This window comes from Flavobacterium franklandianum, assembly GCF_007097365.1.
Lineage (GTDB): Bacteria > Bacteroidota > Bacteroidia > Flavobacteriales > Flavobacteriaceae > Flavobacterium > Flavobacterium franklandianum.
On sequence record NZ_VJZR01000011.1, the window covers coordinates 83289 to 100420 of the forward strand.

20 protein-coding genes are annotated in these 17132 nt (G+C 31.8%); 15 read left to right on the top strand and 5 right to left on the bottom strand.

The window, feature by feature from the left end:
• The first annotated feature begins 2 nt into the window (after window positions 1–2).
• The 3 genes from FNW17_RS12250 to FNW17_RS12260 are packed head-to-tail and all read left to right on the top strand — an operon-like array spanning window position 3 to window position 2103.
• Complete coding sequence (locus FNW17_RS12250; RefSeq protein ID WP_144071776.1) at window positions 3–1316, top strand: beta-ketoacyl-[acyl-carrier-protein] synthase family protein; 1314 nt, start codon at window positions 3–5, stop codon at window positions 1314–1316.
• Window positions 1317–1354: 38 nt separating this feature from the next.
• On the top strand, window positions 1355–1609 hold the full coding sequence (locus FNW17_RS12255) for an acyl carrier protein (protein WP_143389353.1): 255 nt from the start codon (window positions 1355–1357) through the stop codon (window positions 1607–1609).
• On the top strand, window positions 1606–2103 hold the full coding sequence (locus FNW17_RS12260; RefSeq protein ID WP_143389354.1) for a 4'-phosphopantetheinyl transferase family protein: 498 nt from the start codon (window positions 1606–1608) through the stop codon (window positions 2101–2103). Before FNW17_RS12255 ends, FNW17_RS12260 begins: the two co-directional genes overlap by 4 nt.
• Here FNW17_RS12260 and FNW17_RS12265 read toward each other — a convergent pair.
• A complete protein-coding gene (locus FNW17_RS12265; RefSeq protein WP_143389355.1) occupies window positions 2100–2696 on the bottom strand; it encodes a 3'-5' exonuclease in 597 nt (198 codons plus the stop codon). The two genes, FNW17_RS12260 and FNW17_RS12265, sit on opposite strands and share 4 nt — an antisense overlap.
• A gap of 2 nt (window positions 2697–2698) precedes the next feature.
• A complete protein-coding gene (locus tag FNW17_RS12270; RefSeq protein WP_144071777.1) occupies window positions 2699–4615 on the bottom strand; it encodes a DUF294 nucleotidyltransferase-like domain-containing protein in 1917 nt (638 codons plus the stop codon).
• 174 nt (window positions 4616–4789) lie between these two features.
• Here FNW17_RS12270 and FNW17_RS12275 point away from each other — a divergent pair, with 174 nt between their 5' ends.
• The 12 genes from FNW17_RS12275 to FNW17_RS12320 all read left to right on the top strand — a co-directional run bounded on the left by FNW17_RS12275 (window position 4790) and on the right by FNW17_RS12320 (window position 12440).
• The gene (locus FNW17_RS12275) at window positions 4790–5296 is read left to right on the top strand and encodes a DUF2911 domain-containing protein (protein ID WP_143389357.1); all 507 of its coding nucleotides are present in this window, start codon (window positions 4790–4792) and stop codon (window positions 5294–5296) included.
• 518 nt (window positions 5297–5814) lie between these two features.
• Complete coding sequence (locus tag FNW17_RS12280) at window positions 5815–6072, top strand: hypothetical protein (RefSeq protein WP_144071778.1); 258 nt, start codon at window positions 5815–5817, stop codon at window positions 6070–6072.
• Window positions 6073–6361: 289 nt separating this feature from the next.
• Complete coding sequence (locus FNW17_RS12285) at window positions 6362–7525, top strand: replication initiation factor domain-containing protein (RefSeq protein WP_144071779.1); 1164 nt, start codon at window positions 6362–6364, stop codon at window positions 7523–7525.
• Entirely contained in the window at window positions 7522–7692 is a 171-nt protein-coding gene (locus FNW17_RS16355; protein WP_185965301.1) for a hypothetical protein, read from the top strand. Before FNW17_RS12285 ends, FNW17_RS16355 begins: the two co-directional genes overlap by 4 nt.
• 106 nt (window positions 7693–7798) lie before the next feature.
• Window positions 7799–8518: a hypothetical protein gene (locus tag FNW17_RS12290; RefSeq protein ID WP_144071780.1), complete on the top strand. Its 720-nt coding sequence runs from the start codon at window positions 7799–7801 to the stop codon at window positions 8516–8518.
• A 2-nt stretch (window positions 8519–8520) separates the two neighbouring features.
• On the top strand, window positions 8521–8955 hold the full coding sequence (locus FNW17_RS12295; RefSeq protein ID WP_144071781.1) for a hypothetical protein: 435 nt from the start codon (window positions 8521–8523) through the stop codon (window positions 8953–8955).
• Between the two features lie 116 nt (window positions 8956–9071).
• The gene (locus FNW17_RS12300; protein ID WP_144071782.1) at window positions 9072–9449 is read left to right on the top strand and encodes a hypothetical protein; all 378 of its coding nucleotides are present in this window, start codon (window positions 9072–9074) and stop codon (window positions 9447–9449) included.
• Window positions 9450–9563: 114 nt separating this feature from the next.
• Entirely contained in the window at window positions 9564–9716 is a 153-nt protein-coding gene (locus FNW17_RS16360; RefSeq protein WP_185965302.1) for a hypothetical protein, read from the top strand.
• A complete protein-coding gene (locus FNW17_RS12305; protein ID WP_185965303.1) occupies window positions 9703–10221 on the top strand; it encodes a structural protein in 519 nt (172 codons plus the stop codon). The genes FNW17_RS16360 and FNW17_RS12305 overlap by 14 nt, the downstream gene beginning before the upstream one ends.
• A 159-nt stretch (window positions 10222–10380) precedes the next feature.
• Window positions 10381–10884: a hypothetical protein gene (locus FNW17_RS12310; protein WP_144071783.1), complete on the top strand. Its 504-nt coding sequence runs from the start codon at window positions 10381–10383 to the stop codon at window positions 10882–10884.
• On the top strand, window positions 10884–11684 hold the full coding sequence (locus tag FNW17_RS12315) for a hypothetical protein (protein ID WP_144071784.1): 801 nt from the start codon (window positions 10884–10886) through the stop codon (window positions 11682–11684). Before FNW17_RS12310 ends, FNW17_RS12315 begins: the two co-directional genes overlap by 1 nt.
• A 351-nt stretch (window positions 11685–12035) precedes the next feature.
• Window positions 12036–12440: a hypothetical protein gene (locus FNW17_RS12320; RefSeq protein WP_144071785.1), complete on the top strand. Its 405-nt coding sequence runs from the start codon at window positions 12036–12038 to the stop codon at window positions 12438–12440.
• Window positions 12441–12677: 237 nt separating this feature from the next.
• Here the strand turns inward: FNW17_RS12320 and FNW17_RS12325 are convergent, their stop codons facing one another.
• The 3 genes from FNW17_RS12325 to FNW17_RS12335 all read right to left on the bottom strand — a co-directional run bounded on the left by FNW17_RS12325 (window position 12678) and on the right by FNW17_RS12335 (window position 17122).
• A complete protein-coding gene (locus FNW17_RS12325; RefSeq protein WP_143389370.1) occupies window positions 12678–13949 on the bottom strand; it encodes an NAD(P)/FAD-dependent oxidoreductase in 1272 nt (423 codons plus the stop codon).
• A 61-nt stretch (window positions 13950–14010) separates the two neighbouring features.
• Window positions 14011–15345 (bottom strand): DEAD/DEAH box helicase, encoded by a 1335-nt coding sequence (locus tag FNW17_RS12330; RefSeq protein WP_144071786.1) that lies wholly within the window; start codon window positions 15343–15345, stop codon window positions 14011–14013.
• A 238-nt stretch (window positions 15346–15583) separates the two neighbouring features.
• On the bottom strand, window positions 15584–17122 hold the full coding sequence (locus FNW17_RS12335; protein ID WP_143389372.1) for a DEAD/DEAH box helicase: 1539 nt from the start codon (window positions 17120–17122) through the stop codon (window positions 15584–15586).
• Window positions 17123–17132 lie beyond the last annotated feature (10 nt).

The window sequence follows — 17132 nt, forward strand, 5'->3', positions numbered from 1 at the left end:
ATATGAATAAACGTGTCGTAATTACCGGTCTTGGTATTGTTGCTCCCAATGGAGTAGGATTGGAGACGTTTACAAATGCCATAAAAAACGGAATCTCTGGTATAAAACACGATCCCGAATTAGCACGATTGCAATTTTCTTGTCATATTGCTGGAAAACCAGAAGTTTCAACAGAGTTATCATTAAACTATTTTACCGAATTAGAACTCCGAAACTTTAATTCATCAGGGATTTTATATGGAGTTATTGCCGGAATTGATGCTTGGAAAGACGCTGATTTATCAATGGAAATTAACGATGAACCCGATTGGGAAAGTGGAACTATTTTCGGCACTGGAACCTCTGGAATAGACAAATTCAGAGAAAGCATTTATAAAATTGACGATTTCCAAACTCGAAGATTGGGAAGCACAGCCGTGGCACAGACTATGAACAGCGGTGTGAGTGCTTATTTAGGAGGAAAATTAGGCTTGGGAAATCAAGTGACCACCAATTCGTCTGCTTGTACAACAGGAACCGAAAGTATTTTGATGGCTTTTGAGCGTATTAAATCAGGTCAAGCCAAACGTATTTTGGCAGGAAGTACAAGCGATTCTGGCCCTTACATTTGGGGAGGATTTGATGCAATGAAAGTCTGTACTTTTAAGAATAACGAAATTCCAGAACAAGGTTCAAGACCGATGTCGGCAACAGCTTCTGGCTTTGTTCCGGGAAGTGGGGCAGGAGCTATGGTGATGGAAGATTTGGAAACGGCTTTGACGCGAGGAGCTAAAATTTATGCCGAAGTTCTTGGCGGAAACCTGAATTCTGGTGGTCAACGAGGTTTGGGAACTATGACAGCTCCAAATCCGGTTGCTGTGCAAAAATGTATAAAAGACGCTTTGAAAAATGCTGGAATTCATCCAAAAGAAATTGATGCTATCAATGGTCATTTAACCGCCACTTCAAAAGATAGTTTGGAAATTCAAAATTGGAGTGAAGCCTTAGATAGACGTGGCGTGAATTTTCCTTATATTAACTCCTTGAAATCAATGGTTGGCCATTGTTTAACGGGTGCTGGAAGTGTCGAAAGTGTAGCTTCGGTATTGCAATTGCATCACGGATTTATTTTTCCGAATACCAATTGCGAAGATTTACACCCTGAAATAACGGCTTTAATTGATGTATCAAGAATTCCTCAAAAATTAATTGAAAAAGAATTGACTATTATTGCCAAAGCTAGTTTTGGTTTTGGAGATGTAAATGGTTGCGTAATTTTTAAAAAATATAATCCCAACCCCAGCCCTTCTCACCCGAGCAATAGCGAACTGGAGTAGCAAAGAGGAGGGAGCTAATACGAAAATAAATATACATTATGGACAAAAAAGAAACTATTGAAAAGTTAAAGAATATAGTCAAGCCTTATATCAAAAACCAAGAAGCTTTTGAAAATATAACTGAAAAGACTGATTTTATTGCTGATTTACAAATCAATTCGGCTAATTTGGTGGATGTTATTTTAGATATTGAAGAAGAATTCGATATTATTATCGACAATCAATCTATGGAACGAATGCTCGATATAAAATCGGCCATGGAGATTATTGAAATCAAATTATCCGAAAAATGATTGGAAACGACATTGTAGATTTGGCTTTAGCCGAAAAAGAAAGCAATTGGAAAAGGAAAGGTTTTATGAATAAAATATTTACCCAAAACGAACAATTACTGATTTCGATTGCCGAAAATCCTACAATTATGGTTTGGAATTTGTGGAGTAGGAAGGAGGCTGCTTACAAAATCCACAATAGGAAAACGCAAATTCGAGGCTATTTCCCTTTGCAATTGGAATGTTTTGATTTGGATTGTATTAATGAAATCACTTTTGGAAAAGTAGTGATAAAAGACTTCGTTTATTATACAAAAACGGAAATTAAATCCGAATTTATCCACACAATAGCGGTTGAAAACACCCAACATTTCGATTCCATTTCAATATTGGATAATAGAAAAAATATTAGGAAAAAAAATGGAATTCCAGAATATTTTGAAAATAATATTTTATCAAAAAAACCAGTATCTATAAGCCATCACGGTCGGTTTGAACAAATAATTACCCTTTAATTCAATCCCAATCTCGATTTTAATTTCAAGAAAAGTAAGCCAATTTTATAAGCATCTTCAGAAGAAGAATTTCGGTCACTTTTAGGTAATTTATAAATATCGCATAATTCTTCCAATGAAAATTGTTTGTTATTAATATCCAATAATTTTCTGTGCATTACATCAATATCTAACGCCTCGTTTTTTAATCTTCCACAGTCCAATCTTTCGAGTGCTGCATTAATCATTTCGACATCAAAATCGATGTGATGCCCCACTAAAACTGAATTGCCAATAAATTCAACTAGGGACTGAATGGCCTCAGATTCTCCCATTTTTTTCATTTTTGTTTCAATAGTAAATTCGTTAGAAATACCATTCTCATGAAAGAATTTATATTGTGCAATAACCGTTTCAAAACTATCACCAATAACAATGCTATTGTTGATTATTGAAAAAGAACCAAATGATAAAATAACATCCTTTTCTAAACTCAAACCAGTAGTTTCAGTTGATAAAACAACAAAACGATTTGATTTTTTTTCAAATTTAGAAAGGTATAATTTCCAAAATTCAGGATATTCCTTGTTGATATTTTTTATCCAGTCTAACATTATTATGAAAATTGGGTCAGTTGAAATTTGTTTTTGATTAAGTCTTCCAATTCATCCATTGGGGCAAGGGCATTTTTTAAAATTTCCTTGTTTGCTTTTGACAATTCCTGCATATTTATATATTGACCTGAATTATCATTTTTTAAGCCTTCCATAGTTCTAAATTTTGACAAGGTTAAAAAAGCTTTTGCACAATTTAGATAAATCTCTGAATTTCGTGGGTCTGTGATGGCTAGTTGTTTGAAACGCAAATAAGTATTATTAACTCCACGCAGATTATAGCTTAAACTAAACAAACGAGCTCCGTCGATTAGTGGCATCAAAGCACGAGTTTTGATGTCAAATTTATCTTTGTTTGGGCCTTTTTCTTCGACATTAAATTTTTTGAAAAAAGTTAACGGAGAGTTTTTTCTTAAAGCTTCATTTCCAAGAAAATCAAATAATAATGTATTGTTTTTTATGTTATTAAAAACAACATTCTCGATCACTTCTTCAATTTTATTCTCTCCAATTACAATTTCAAAATCAAAGAAAATACTGCTCAATTGATTGCTATTTTCGCCTGGAGTATTCATCCAACTGTTGTATTGATTTGTCCAGTCAGTCAGTGATTTACACCACAGCATGTTGCTTGCCATATGTCCGTAAGTACAATATCCGTAACCCACTTTTTCAAGAATTGCCGTAGTTCTTTTTCCTAATTTTAAAAAATAATCTTTAACATCTCGATATTTTTCGGCAGTTACATCTTCAAAAATTAGCATACTATCCTGATCAGTAGTTAATAATTGTTCTTTTCTACCTTGACTTCCAATGCTTAACCAAGCATAACGAGCAGGAGGAGAGCCCAAATCCAAAATAGATAATTCTACAGATCGCTTAATAATGGCCAGATTTATTTCACTTGCTAGGTTATTTACGTGCGAAAGTGGAATATTTTTAGAAATTGATTTTTGAATAAGTTCAGTCAACCGTTCTCGAATTCCTTTTAAATCCTTAGGAGTTTGTGAGCGTTTGATTTCCTTAATTAAAACACCAGGATTGCTGGCCTGAGCAACAATTAAATCATGTTCAGAAATGACACCTTTAACAGCAGATTTATCGGTTCCGTCTTGTGTAACACACAAATGTGTTACATTGTATTTTAACATTAATAATTGAGCCTCTGCCAATGAAACATTTTCAATAACAGTGACTACTGGCGAAGACATAATTTTATCTAAGGTTGTCGTAATTGGAAATCTACCAGTAGCAATTTTTGAGCACATATCCGTATTGGTAACAATGCCAATAGGCAAATTGTTTTCGCAAACCAGTACACTAGTAGACAAAGAATTTGTCATCAATTGAGCTGCTTCTTGAACAATACTAGATGCTGTTGCAGTTATTGGAGCAATATTGTAAGTCAGAGATTGAAAATATTGCATTTCTGATTGTTGGTTGGAAAAATATACATTGTCAGAAATCAATTTTCCACGTAAATTTTCTTTATCACTTGGATTACTTGTGTTAGTTGCAAAACTGTGCAATAAAAAGTCCAAAACCTCAGAATTATTCGCTACAAACGGACGGAAAACAGCTATCGGAATAGCATAAATAATACTTTCTTCACGTGCTTTTGCCGTCATCATATAATTATTTTTGGCAAAAAACGGACGCAAACCAAAAATATCACCTTCGTAACATTTATTCAATAAAGTTTCCTCGGCATCTGCAATGACTGAAAGATTGATAACACCAGAAGCCACGACATAAAAACTATCGTGCAAAACGTCATTAATTTGAAACAAAACTTTGTGTTTTTCAAGATTGATTACCCGAATACTAGTAGCAATTTCAGATAGTTCTTGAAAAGTTAAATTGTCAAATGGCGGATATTTCTTTAGAAAATCAGCGATGTGTTCAGCAATTGAGTTCATATATTTTTTATATTGTCGATTGTAAAAATAATAAATTAATAAATTATAATCCCTTAATAATTAGACAAAACGATTAATTTATAAAATCCTTAATTTTTTCTTAAAGTTATTGTGAAATATGATAAAATTAGATTAGAAATTATAAATTTAGTCCTTAAACTAAAACAGTATAATATGAAATTACAAAAGAAAATTCAGGCTATTGTCTTTGCTTTATTTATGACAACTTTCGTTAATGCTCAAAACAAACCTGCTAGTCCTGCGGCTGTAGCAACCGGTAAAATTAATGGAGCAAACATTAGCGTAAATTATAGTAGTCCTTCAGTAAAAGGTAGAGTTATTTGGGGGGAATTGGTACCATTCAATAAAATTTGGAGAGCTGGAGCGAATGCAGCAACAATTATCGAAACCGATAAAGATCTTATTGTTGAAGGCTCAAAATTGGCAGCAGGAAAATATTCGTTTTTTGTAATACCAAACGAAAAAGAATGTGTTTTGATTTTTAATAAAGTTTCTAAAATGTCTGGAACCAATAATTACAATGAAAAAGAAGATCAATTGCGAGTAACTGTCAAACAGCAATTAGCTGGTTCAAGTACTGAAAGTTTGGTTTATACTATCAATGAGAATTCAATTGTTTTGAGTTGGGAGAAATGGAATATTCCGTTTTCTGTAAAATAATTTCAAACTAATTGATTTATTAAAGCATCATCAAGATATCTTGATGGTGCTTTTTTATTTGAGGGATATTATGAGAGTAGGATTTAAAAGTAATTAGTATTGTTATTAATTAGGACAACACACTTTAATTAATTTTCTATTTTACATAATATAAATTATAGTTCATTTGTGGTATAAACTATCAACAAATAAATTATGTGCATAAAACGTTCCCCTCTTGAAAATTATGTCCTTCTTTTGGACTTGGTTTTAAAAATGCGTGATAAACCATTTAAGCCTAAAACTTTCCTAAAAAAAATAAGACCTTTTTGTAAAACTGAACATTCAAATTTCCGAATGCTTCATATCCGTGTTCGTGGTGCTAAATTAGGTGTTACAATCCAGATAAAAAAGGATTGTTTTGTTGTTTGTCAAAATCGATTAATTCACGAGTTTATTTTTTATGGTAATCCTTTCGAATTTTCTTCTAAAGTGCTTCTTACTAAATTATTAAAACATAACCTTTTAACTGCTTAATTATGGCTACTATCCCCGAATTTATTAAACAACGTGAATCAAAATATTTTGACTTGGTTGTATTGAAAGATGATATTCAGGAATTTATTAAATCTCCTGTAGATACTGTTTCTATTCATTATTTAAAATATCAATATGCTTTTTTGCTCCTTGAGATTAAAAATATTGATGCTTCTATAAAAAATATCATTTTATGTCAAATTGAAACTGCAAAGTTGGATTTAAAGAATTTAGAAACCCAATTGACTATGTTTCCCTAACGTTTCAGATTTACCTTCTTATTCCTAAATTTTTAAATAATAATTATGAAAAACATTGAAACTGTTTTTGAATATATTGTAGATTCTGAATTGACTATTTATAAAACTTTATCACTTCATCAGCGTATAAATTATAAATCAAATTTGTTTTTAGACCCTATAAACGTTTTTTTAAAATTATGCTTTCTATGCCTGATTTGGAAAGGTTTTACAATTGAGTTTTATAATTTCTATCATAACTCGCTCCCGTTGGGTATAACGGGAGCCAACTCACTATAACATCAAAAATATGAACCAACCTACAATAATAGAAAATCAATCAACTTTAATAAACATTGATTATCTAATTTTAAACCTAGAGGGGTCTCCGTTCGGGGAATTTCCCGAAACCTCAAATTTTTTAACAATCCAACACGATTACGGAACAAAAATATTTTTATTTCGTGCTGATTTGTATTATAAAAAAGAAAAGATAGCAACGTTTATGCATTCGCCCCGAAGTAAAATTATTAATGACCAACTTTGCCAAATTCAATTTGAAAATCATTTGTTTTATACAATATCATCAAATCAATTAAAACACATTTTAACAGAATTTCTCGAACAAACAGGGTACTATTTCAAATCTATTAATCGTCTAGATATTTGTTTAGATAAACAGGACAAAGAAAATACCTATCGAAATTTATTTGATAATCTTATATCAGGAAATTATTTAATATCAGGCAGACCAAAGAATATATCTTCACACTTTGAAACCTATAAAGGCAAATCAATATTAAACGGTTTCCAAATTGGTAAACGTACAAGTGATAAATTGATAAGAATTTACAATAAATCTTTAAACTTACAAATCACTGAAAAGCCCTATATCAATGAATATTTTTTTAACAATAATATCAAAAATGATAATATTTGGCGTTTCGAAATTCAACTTAATGCACCCTTTTTTAGAGATTTAAAACAAATTGCAACCCACAATGAAACAGTTCAACAAGATATGACATGGGGAATTTTTGACGTATCAACCCTTTTTGAGCTGCTTAAATCTAGTACAAAAGGATTTTTTGAAGTTCGGGAAAATACAGGTCTATCTCAAGTAAACAAAGAAAAAATTATTGAGGTTTTTAATTACGATAATTTGCGTGACCAAGTGACTAAACAAAAATGTATTCTTCGAAGAAATTTCAAACTACCAATTTCAACTACTACCATTAAAAAACGCTTGGCAAAGTCATTATTTAGAGAGTATTACGCAAATGAACAAGATATTTCATATATCATAGCCTTGAACTTGGTTCTTGAAGAAATTGATTATTCAAATGAATTAAAATTAAAATATTGGTTCGATTCTAAAATTTATTTCTACCTACAGGAATTTAAAGAAAAGGATAAAATTCTTAAAAAATTCGACAAAACTCTATTTCTCGAACATCAAAATTTATTCTTATGATACAAAAAAATCTGTCTCAAAAAGTATCAAAAAAGCAATTAGCATCAATTTTAGGTGTATGTTATAAAACAGGAATCAAAGAATATTCAATAATTATTGATTGTTTATCTATCAAAAGAAAATTTTTGACTTTGCAAGATTTGGTCGATTACGGTTTGTTAAAATAATAACAATAACCCAAAATATCCAAAAAGTGGTAAAAACTGTTACCCTTAAATTCAAATTGAAATAACCTTTGTATCGAAATAAATTATTAATCAAAAAAAAATACAAATGAAAATTATTGAATTAACAGGGGTAACAAAATCAAATGAAATAACAGTAAGCAAAGGAATTTCATCTTTGATTATTGCAACTAGTTTGGCTTTAACCGACTTTTTAAACGAAAAAATCAGTATTTACATTGAACGTGCAAACGGTAATAACGTACCAATTGCCAATAAAGTAAAATTACAGGATTTTCTTCTATCAGCTACATACGGCGGTGAAGCTATCCATTCAGATGGATCATTCCCAACGATTGCAGTATGTGAAATTGCTTTAGATGGTGCAATTCTTTTACAGGAAAAAGAAAATATTAAAATCTCTTTGGAAGATTTGAGAGCACCCAATACTTACGCTATTTATGGTGTTGAACATCCATTGAATACAAACAATTTGATGCATTGGGAGCAAAAAAGTTGCGCAATTGAAGATTTAAGCAAAAAAATTGATGTAAAAGGTTATGATTTGGCAGTTATCGATTTAAACAATACAGTAACCGATATTTCATATACCTATTCAAACGGTCAAACAATCAAATATGACCCTTTTGAATTGCGTGCCTTATCAGTAGATGTCGACCCGATTCAAAGTATTAAAAATGGTATAGTATCTTCAAGAATAGGCGATAAATTATGTTTGCCTTTGGTAAACGTTGATTTTATCGATGTAAACAAAAATCAAGGTTCAATCGTAAATTTCGTTATGCGAAGTGTACAAACAGAAGCGTAATTATGAGTATTTTCAAAACAATTGGAAATAAACTCAAAAGAGTTGTTTCCTTAAAAAATGCGATTTCTGCTGTTACAGGAAATTACGGTGCTGTTGTGGCAGATGCCAAAAGAGTAATGTCAACACCCGACTCAAAACGTAAAAATCCTGCTTCTCAGGTAGTTCTACCCGTTACAGAATTACCAAAAGAAATTGATCAATTGATTAACAATCAAGCTAACTTGTATCAGGATAATCTTGCCAAATCAATTGGTAAATCTAAACTTGTACAGGATAATATCAACGGTACAAACGCTTTATTTTCAAAAATTTGGTTTCAAGCCACTTGGGAAAAAAACAAAAAGTATTTAATCTGGGTATTAATGGCTGTTGCCTTGTTTATCGGTTGGAAGCTGTATAAAAAATCCTCAACCTCCATTCGTGGAAGAAGAAGATAAAAGTAAATTATCAGGCTGTCGAAATTGGGTTTATTTGATAGTTTTCTTCATTGACAGTCTGATATTAATTTCAAAAAAATCAAACGAATTAATTTTAATACTTAAAAAAATATATTATGGCTTATTCTAAACAGTCAAACAAAAACGAACCAATAAAAAAACACTCAGGTTGTCAACATCATACCCATTTCTTCGACAAAAAAACAGGAGAGCAAATTGATATGAATTTTATCACGGCGTGGAACTACAGCAAATCAAGAGGTTTGTTAACCATTATTGCAAGTCCTAGAAAAGACCCCTCAAAACGTAAAACCGCTAACCCAAAATTTGAAAATTGGGCTTGTAAAGTTTTTTTCAAAAGAACATTACAAACAGTATGGTACAATGGCTTTTTTGATCTGGCAAAGAAAAAACTAACCATTAAAGATATGGAATTCGTTTTGAATCCTAAAGCCAAAAACGGTGGGTATTGTGGAACATTCGTAAAATCTTAGTTATGTTTAAACTACTCTCTAAGTTTCTGCCTTTAATCATCCACGAGTTGGCAGATGCTTTACTTGAATACGTGGCGAAAAAACAAAAAGAAAAACAATCAAAAAATCAAAACAATGAATAAGCTAAGAGGAATTATTTCAATCATCGGTGTAATTGTTAAATATTCTGCTGTAGTGATGGCAATCATTAAGGGAATTGAAGTTGTTTATTCAGAACTTGAAAAGATTGATTTAACCACTAAAGATAAAAGCGATGGCACTATCTAGAGGAATCAGAAATAACAATCCGGGTAACTTAATAATAACTTCGATTGCGTGGCTGGGAAAAATTCCAATACCTCAAAATACTGATAAAAAATTCGAGCAATTTTCATCAATGGAATTAGGTATCAGGGCTATGTTCAAGGATTTAATTAACGATATTAACAAAGGTAAAAACACCGTTAGAAAGTTAATTAATGAATACGCTCCACCTAGCGAAAACAATACAGCACAATACATTAAAGATGTATGTCAAAGTATAGGAGTTCAACCCGACCAACAAATAACATCAATAAATCAAAGTTTTTTATTGAAGTTAGGAAAGGCAGTAATAAAAAAGGAAAATGGAACGGATTCAAAACACGTAACAGACACCCAAATAATAAGAGCCTTATCATTATTGGGTAATGTATCAACTGAAAATTTAAAGGTCGATTTGAAAACCAAAGTATTAAAATACGCAATACCCATTATTTTGGTTTTTTACTCGGTGTTTACTATTACACTCTAAAGAAATCGGAAAGACGTTAAAAAAAAATTAATCCTTAAAACAAAAAAAATGTTAGACAAATTAAAAGAATTCTACGAAAAAAACACAATGTATGTTAATATTGCATTGGGAGCTGTTATTGTGTACATCGGTTACAAACTTTTGAAAAAAAAGTAAATAATGATACCTATCAGAAAAGCAAATCAGCCCGTTAATAAGGGCTTTTTTGCAATAATAGAACGTTATTGGCTTGTTATTCTCGGTTTAATTCTGTTGATACCTGTATTATTCAGATATTTAAAAGACAGTAACACAAAAAGCGAAGTAAACGAGGTAGAGGAACAAATTAAACTTAATAATGTTGTAAACTTATCCCCTGTTACTCAACTGGAAGCCTTAAGCAAAATTGAACCAAATCAGGCTTATCACAATTGGGCTCGAAGTATTGCACATCATTTGGGAACTTTATACTTGAATCAGGGAAATTGGTACGATTTCGCAAATCCTAAAAGTATGACAGAAAACGACCAAGAAGCCTATAAACTTTTGGCACAAATTACCAATACAGGACAAAAGAAAATACTATCAGAATTGTATTTTACTTTAACAGCTAGAAATTTAAGTACAGACGTTACAAGCCTATTGGACAAAGAATTTTTAATCAAACTTAAACTATTTAGATAATGCAATATTTAAACCCAACTACATACGTACAGTACATTACTGCAAACGGAGTTATCAAAGTAAAACAAGTAGAAAGGCAAGTAGAATCAAACGAAATAATCTATAATCTTGATGGAATAAATGAAGATTTTTTCATTCTTGGCGTTTATGATCTGAATAAACGTGTACTAGGTGTTACTTTCGGAAATGTTGAAAACTTAGAAATGATATCTTTTTTAAATTCAGACTTTCAAAGTGTCGAAGCCTTACCAAAAAATTCATTTTTTCCACCAAATACAATGGTATCAATTTTTAAAGATACCTTGAATTATAACATTAATTTTGATGTTATTAATACTCCAAAAGTTAATTTATGGCCTTTTTATAACCCGTATCGTTATTATGTAGAGTTAAATGGTGATAATCGTGAAATTGAAGGTGTTTCTCTTTCTATTTCAGAAGGTAAAATACATTCTTACTTTATTGATACATTGTCTTTAATTAGGTCTTATCAAAATGATCAATTAGATTTGATACCAATTTATTTAAATGGTTGTTTACATCATAATTTTTATGGCTTTGAAATATATATAGAGTTGGACGTTCCCTGTTCCTTTGACTTTTTGATTGATACTAAATTTAATATTTTTGATATTGTACCAACTGAAAGTGTTATAAACACAAATTCAGTCAAGTATGTTGGTTATTCAAAGGGTTTTCACAAATATATTATCTATGAGGATTTAGATTATATTAGTCCCGCTTCTGTTGTTTTTGTTGCTTATAAAGTGCCTGCTGGTTACGTTTTTGTTCCTTTTTAAAATGGCTAATACTTCCCCTACTCCTTATAGCTGTACTATCTTTCATAAAGATAAAATTGTAAAACCTATAAAGATAGGATTTTGTAAATCAATATATTATCTTCATAATTGGCTTTTGAAAAAGCGTTTTGATTATCATTATATTAATGTTTATAATCGAAAAACAGGACAATTTTTGTTAAGACAGTATTCGGATGAGCATATAATAGATAAGCCTTTGTATTAATTACAAAGGCTTTTTTTTTAGGTATAATTATGTATTCTTTTATAGCAAATAGGTTGCTATAGTAAAATTTTTGGCATTATCTTTGAAAAACATTAATCGTTATTAACCTACTAAATTAAAAAACTATGAAAAAAATTATTTTAGCATTATTATTTGTTACTGGCTTAAATGCTCAAACTACAGAAATTGAATATAACTATTTAACCAAAGGTTATCAGGAAACAGTAACAAAAGGTTTGGATTTAAAGCAAGGTTACGAGCTGAAAGATATGTTTGTTCACAATGAAACAAATTACCAATTTGATTTTAAATTATTCAATGAACAATCAACAAAGAAAACAAAAGCGATTTTAGTTATAGCAACATCTAAGACTTGGGGAAATGTTTACTATTTGTGCTTACCTATTTCAAATTTAGATTTACAGTTAAAATATAATGATTATTTACAAACTTGGGATAAAGACATATTACGAGCCTATTCATTTGCGCTAAGTAGAATAACATCGCTTTCCTTAGAATCAGCGGATTAACAAAAAAACAAAACCCCATTAAATAGGGGTTTTTTTATATCCAAATTTAAACCAATAAAATGTTAATAAATTTGTTAACAACTTCTTGGACGTTCTAAAATACATACTATAAATTATAGTTCAAATATTGACATAAGTAGATTGTTTATTAATGTGTCTATAAAAAATAACTATTATAAGCCCTACAACGAAGAACAATAAATTGAAAGGTAGCATGATTTTATTATAAATTTTTAATTAAGCATCTCTTTTTGACCTTTTTTCCGGTCTGATAATCATTCGTAAAGATTGATCTTTAGAGAAATAAGCAATCATCCAATTGTAAAAAGTTTGAATTCTATTTCGATAAGAAATTAAAGACATCAAATGTACAAACAACCAAATTAACCAAGCAAAGAATCCGTTGAAGTGCAATTTGGGACGAGGTAAATCTACCACTGCTTTGTTTTTTCCGATAATTGCCATCGAACCTTTATCATTGTATTTAAAAGGTTTTAACAACTTGTTATTACGCATTGACTTGAAGTTATCAGCTAAATTTACACCCTGCTGAATAGCTACTTGGGCTACTTGTGGGTGTCCTTCAGGAAAATTCAGATCTGTAATTTGAATACAAGTATCTCCAATAGAATAAATGTTTTCGGTAAGCGTTATTTTATTGAAAGCATCGGTTATCATTCGTTTGCCACGACCAAAACTTTCTGCTGGAATACCTTCAAATACTTTGGCTGTAACTCCTGCGGCCCAAATTAGATTCTTAGTCTGTATGGTTTCGCCATCGGCAAAATAAACGATATCATTTTCATAATTGACTACACGAGCATTTAGTCTAACAACAACACCAAGTTGCGTTACGGCTTCGAGTGTGTATTTCTGGGAAGCTGAACTCATTGGCGACAACAAAGCATCGCCTCCATCGACCAAATAAATTTGACTGGCAGCTGTGGCAAGCTCAGGATATTCTTTGAGCAAAATATTTTTTCGCATTTCGGCAAACATTCCCGAAACTTCTACTCCTGTTGGTCCGCCACCAACAACCACAATAGTAAGCAATTTTCTTCGCTCACGAATGTCATTGCAAATAGCCGCTTTTTCTAGATTTTTCAAAAGCGTATTGCGCATTTCAATAGCATCATTGAGCGTTTTCATTGGAATGGCATTTTTCTTGACATTTTCCATTCCGAAATAACTCGTTTCGGCTCCGGTGGCAAAAACCAAATGGTCATACTGTAATTCGCCGTTGTTGAGAATGATTTTATTTTCTGAAGGTAGTACTCTTTGCAATTCGCCCAAACGAAAATGCAGGTTTTTTTTTCCTGCAAAAAATTTACGAAATGGATAACTAATGCTCGAAGGTTCCAAATATCCTGTGGCAACCTGATAAATAAGTGGCGGAAAGAAATTATAGTTGTTTTTGTCAACAAGAGTTACTTCAAAGCCTTTTTGATTGGCTAGTTCTTGGGCTAAATTGACGCCTGCAAAACCTCCTCCTATTATTACTATTTGCATTTTGAATCTTTTATAAAAATGATTTATTTATAAAAGTACAATATAAATGCAGGGCAAAATATTAGTTTTTGAATTTTTTAACAGGTTTTTCTCTATTTGAATCTGCTTTCGTTTGAAGTAATTGATTGGCCAACAATTTTTCAATCAATTCGTCTTTGGTCAAATGATGAAAAACGGTTTTGATTTTGTTTTTAAAATCAGCCGAAATTTCGTGATTGGGTTTGGTTTTGAAGATTTGTTTTGCCCATAAAAGCGTATTATTTTCTTCAATATTTTCGGCAGATGGTTTTTGGAATTTATTGAATTTGATTCCCAATTCTTTTTCGAATTCCGCAATTTCAGCAACTTCTTCTTGTTGCAAAACAGTTAATGAAAGCCCTTTAGCTCCTGCTCTAGCAGTTCTTCCGCTGCGGTGAACATAGTTTTCATAGGTATCTGGCAAATGATAATTGACTACATAAGAAATTTCTTTTACATCAATTCCTCTGGAGGCCAAATCGGTGGCGATCAAAATATTGATGTGTCCTTCACGAAATTGCTCCATAATTCGATCTCGGATTCCTTGTGACAAACTGCCATGTAAAGCTCCTGATGAAAATCTATTAATGGCTAAATTCTTGGCCAATTTATTAACAGCTGCTTTGGTTTTGCAAAAAACAATACCGCGTTCGCCATCTTTTGAAGTCAAAAAATGCATTAAAACATCTAGTTTTTCAATGGGATCTACGACGATATATTGGTGATCAATTCCTTGATTTCCTAACGTTTGCATATCAGCGCTGACTTGAACGACATTTTTGTTTAAGTAGTTCTGAATCAATTGTTTTATGTTTCCTGGCATAGTGGCCGAGAAAAGAAATGTTCTTCGGCTTTTAGGCAATTCAGCAATGATTTCGTCTAAACTTTCTTTCAGAATACTAACCATTTCGTCTGCCTCATCAAGAACGAGAAATTTTGTTTCTTTTAAAACGATGGCTTTACGCTGAATCAAATCAATCAATCTTCCTGGTGTGGCCACAACAATATGTGTTGGCAAAGTCAATCGTTCTATTTGGGGTTTTATGGGGATTCCTCCGCAAGTTTCGGCAATGGAAACTTCAGGAAGATATTTGGCGAAAGCCTCTAAATTACTAAAAATCTGGTGTCCTAATTCACGTGTAGGAACTAATATAACTACTTGAATTACATTGATTTTAGAGTCTATTAATTGAAGTAATGGTAATCCAAATGCGGCCGTTTTTCCCGTTCCAGTTTTGGCCAAACCAACAACATCAGTATTAGATAAAAGCAACGGAATTACTTTTTGCTGAATTTCTGTAGGCACAACAATTTTTAAACCATCAAGTGCTTTTAGAATCGATTCTTGGATTCCTAAATCGGCGAATTGTTTTGACATTTTGTTGATTTAATAATTAAAAAATTGTTGTTTTATGAAATTGGAATTTGATTTAAATAAAAATAATCTCGTTGTAAAACATTTTCATTGCGATATTCAACGGATTAAAATTTGATGCTACAACATGTTTCGTCCGTAACGGACTCTCAAATTACTATTTAAAATCACTCGAAGTGACGGTTATCGATTTAATTTTATTCGATTAAGGCTCGATTCCAACTGAAATCTGCAATCTAAATTAATCCGCTTCGTTCATAATTTTCTCGCGATACTTCTTCCCTATCAACAACGTAAGTTTCAGTTTGTAATCGTCGACCAACCATTCGCGGTAGTTTTTGCTACATTGACTCAAACATTTGGCATAACGTTTCAATCGGCAATCGATATCAGGATCTAACTCCTTGCACAATGCTTTGGCATCTCTTAATTCTTCGGTATTATCGACACACATTGCAGCGTGTTGTTCCAAAGATTTGTCCAAAACAATTTTGGAACGCAAATTTTGAGCAATGGCGAGTTTGTGTTCTTCATCGACATCAAAAGTTACAATTTCGGTTTTACTGAATTTGGCACGCAATTCAGGTGGCATTGTATATTTGAAATACAATTCGATTTCGGTATCATCGCGCAAGTTTTCTAAGTAAAATTCAGGTGATTTAAAGATGTGTTGCCAATTGACAGGCTCATTCCACAAGCCAAAACGCGCGGCATTATTTCCTAAATCGATTACTGAAAAAGTGTTTTTATTGGGCAATTTACGAGAACCCCGACCTATCATTTGAAAGTATAAAGTCAATGATTTTGTGGCTCTGTTCAAAATAATAGTGTCGACAGTAGGCTCATCAAAACCTGTGGTGAGAATTCCAACCGAGGTTAAAATTGCATCTGGAGTTTTCTTGAACCATAGCAAAATATCTTTACGATCCTCATTACTAGTAGTATTATCAAGATGACGAATGGTATATCCAGCTTCACGGAATGTTTCATAAACATACAAGGAAGTATTGATTCCGTTATTGAAAATTAGGGTTTTTTTACCCAAAGATTTTTCGGTGTAAGCATGCAATAATTTTTCTTGCATCGCCATATTGGTATATAAATCATCGGATGATTTTACAGTATAATCGCCATTAATTCCCACTTTCAAGGAAGTTAAACCTACATCATAACTATAGGTAATTGCTTTTGCCAGGAATCCTTTTTCAATTAGAGAACTAATATTGTCGCCAACGATTAATTCGTCATAATTTTCGTGCATTGGCAACTTGATATTCGAACTCAAAGGTGTGGCTGTAACTCCAAGAATAAAGGCATTTTTGAAAGAACTTAATAATTTTCGAAAGGAATTGTAGTGCGCTTCATCGATAATAACCAAACCAATGTTGTCGAGATGCAACTTTTCGTCATTGATTCTGTTTTTCAAAGTTTCGACCATAGCCACAAAACAAGAATAATCGTTTTGATCCGGTAATTCTTTGACTTTGCTATTGATTATTTTATTTTTTACATCGAAGCCTTTAAGCATTTTTGAAGTTTGCTTACACAATTCAATTCTATGCGTCAAAACAACAACTTTTTTATTGTGCTTTGATAAATATTGCCTAACAATTTCAGAAAACACAACTGTTTTACCGCCTCCAGTAGGCAATTGATACAATAAATGATGGTTGGCAGGTGCATTTTCTAAACGTTCAAAAATGGATTCAATATCTCCTTTTTGATACGAATAAAGTTCTTTTCTGTCTTCTATTTCTGTTTCTACTGCGTTTTGAAGCATTGCTATTGAT

Coding starts and splice junctions, on each gene's coding strand:
- FNW17_RS12250 (WP_144071776.1), top strand. CDS start 3: ATGAATAAACGTGTCGTAATTACCGGTCTTGGTATTGTTGCTCCCAAT.
- FNW17_RS12255 (WP_143389353.1), top strand. CDS start 1,355: ATGGACAAAAAAGAAACTATTGAAAAGTTAAAGAATATAGTCAAGCCT.
- FNW17_RS12260 (WP_143389354.1), top strand. CDS start 1,606: ATGATTGGAAACGACATTGTAGATTTGGCTTTAGCCGAAAAAGAAAGC.
- FNW17_RS12265 (WP_143389355.1), bottom strand. CDS start 2,696: ATGTTAGACTGGATAAAAAATATCAACAAGGAATATCCTGAATTTTGG.
- FNW17_RS12270 (WP_144071777.1), bottom strand. CDS start 4,615: ATGAACTCAATTGCTGAACACATCGCTGATTTTCTAAAGAAATATCCG.
- FNW17_RS12275 (WP_143389357.1), top strand. CDS start 4,790: ATGAAATTACAAAAGAAAATTCAGGCTATTGTCTTTGCTTTATTTATG.
- FNW17_RS12280 (WP_144071778.1), top strand. CDS start 5,815: ATGGCTACTATCCCCGAATTTATTAAACAACGTGAATCAAAATATTTT.
- FNW17_RS12285 (WP_144071779.1), top strand. CDS start 6,362: ATGAACCAACCTACAATAATAGAAAATCAATCAACTTTAATAAACATT.
- FNW17_RS16355 (WP_185965301.1), top strand. CDS start 7,522: ATGATACAAAAAAATCTGTCTCAAAAAGTATCAAAAAAGCAATTAGCA.
- FNW17_RS12290 (WP_144071780.1), top strand. CDS start 7,799: ATGAAAATTATTGAATTAACAGGGGTAACAAAATCAAATGAAATAACA.
- FNW17_RS12295 (WP_144071781.1), top strand. CDS start 8,521: ATGAGTATTTTCAAAACAATTGGAAATAAACTCAAAAGAGTTGTTTCC.
- FNW17_RS12300 (WP_144071782.1), top strand. CDS start 9,072: ATGGCTTATTCTAAACAGTCAAACAAAAACGAACCAATAAAAAAACAC.
- FNW17_RS16360 (WP_185965302.1), top strand. CDS start 9,564: ATGAATAAGCTAAGAGGAATTATTTCAATCATCGGTGTAATTGTTAAA.
- FNW17_RS12305 (WP_185965303.1), top strand. CDS start 9,703: ATGGCACTATCTAGAGGAATCAGAAATAACAATCCGGGTAACTTAATA.
- FNW17_RS12310 (WP_144071783.1), top strand. CDS start 10,381: ATGATACCTATCAGAAAAGCAAATCAGCCCGTTAATAAGGGCTTTTTT.
- FNW17_RS12315 (WP_144071784.1), top strand. CDS start 10,884: ATGCAATATTTAAACCCAACTACATACGTACAGTACATTACTGCAAAC.
- FNW17_RS12320 (WP_144071785.1), top strand. CDS start 12,036: ATGAAAAAAATTATTTTAGCATTATTATTTGTTACTGGCTTAAATGCT.
- FNW17_RS12325 (WP_143389370.1), bottom strand. CDS start 13,949: ATGCAAATAGTAATAATAGGAGGAGGTTTTGCAGGCGTCAATTTAGCC.
- FNW17_RS12330 (WP_144071786.1), bottom strand. CDS start 15,345: ATGTCAAAACAATTCGCCGATTTAGGAATCCAAGAATCGATTCTAAAA.
- FNW17_RS12335 (WP_143389372.1), bottom strand. CDS start 17,122: ATGCTTCAAAACGCAGTAGAAACAGAAATAGAAGACAGAAAAGAACTT.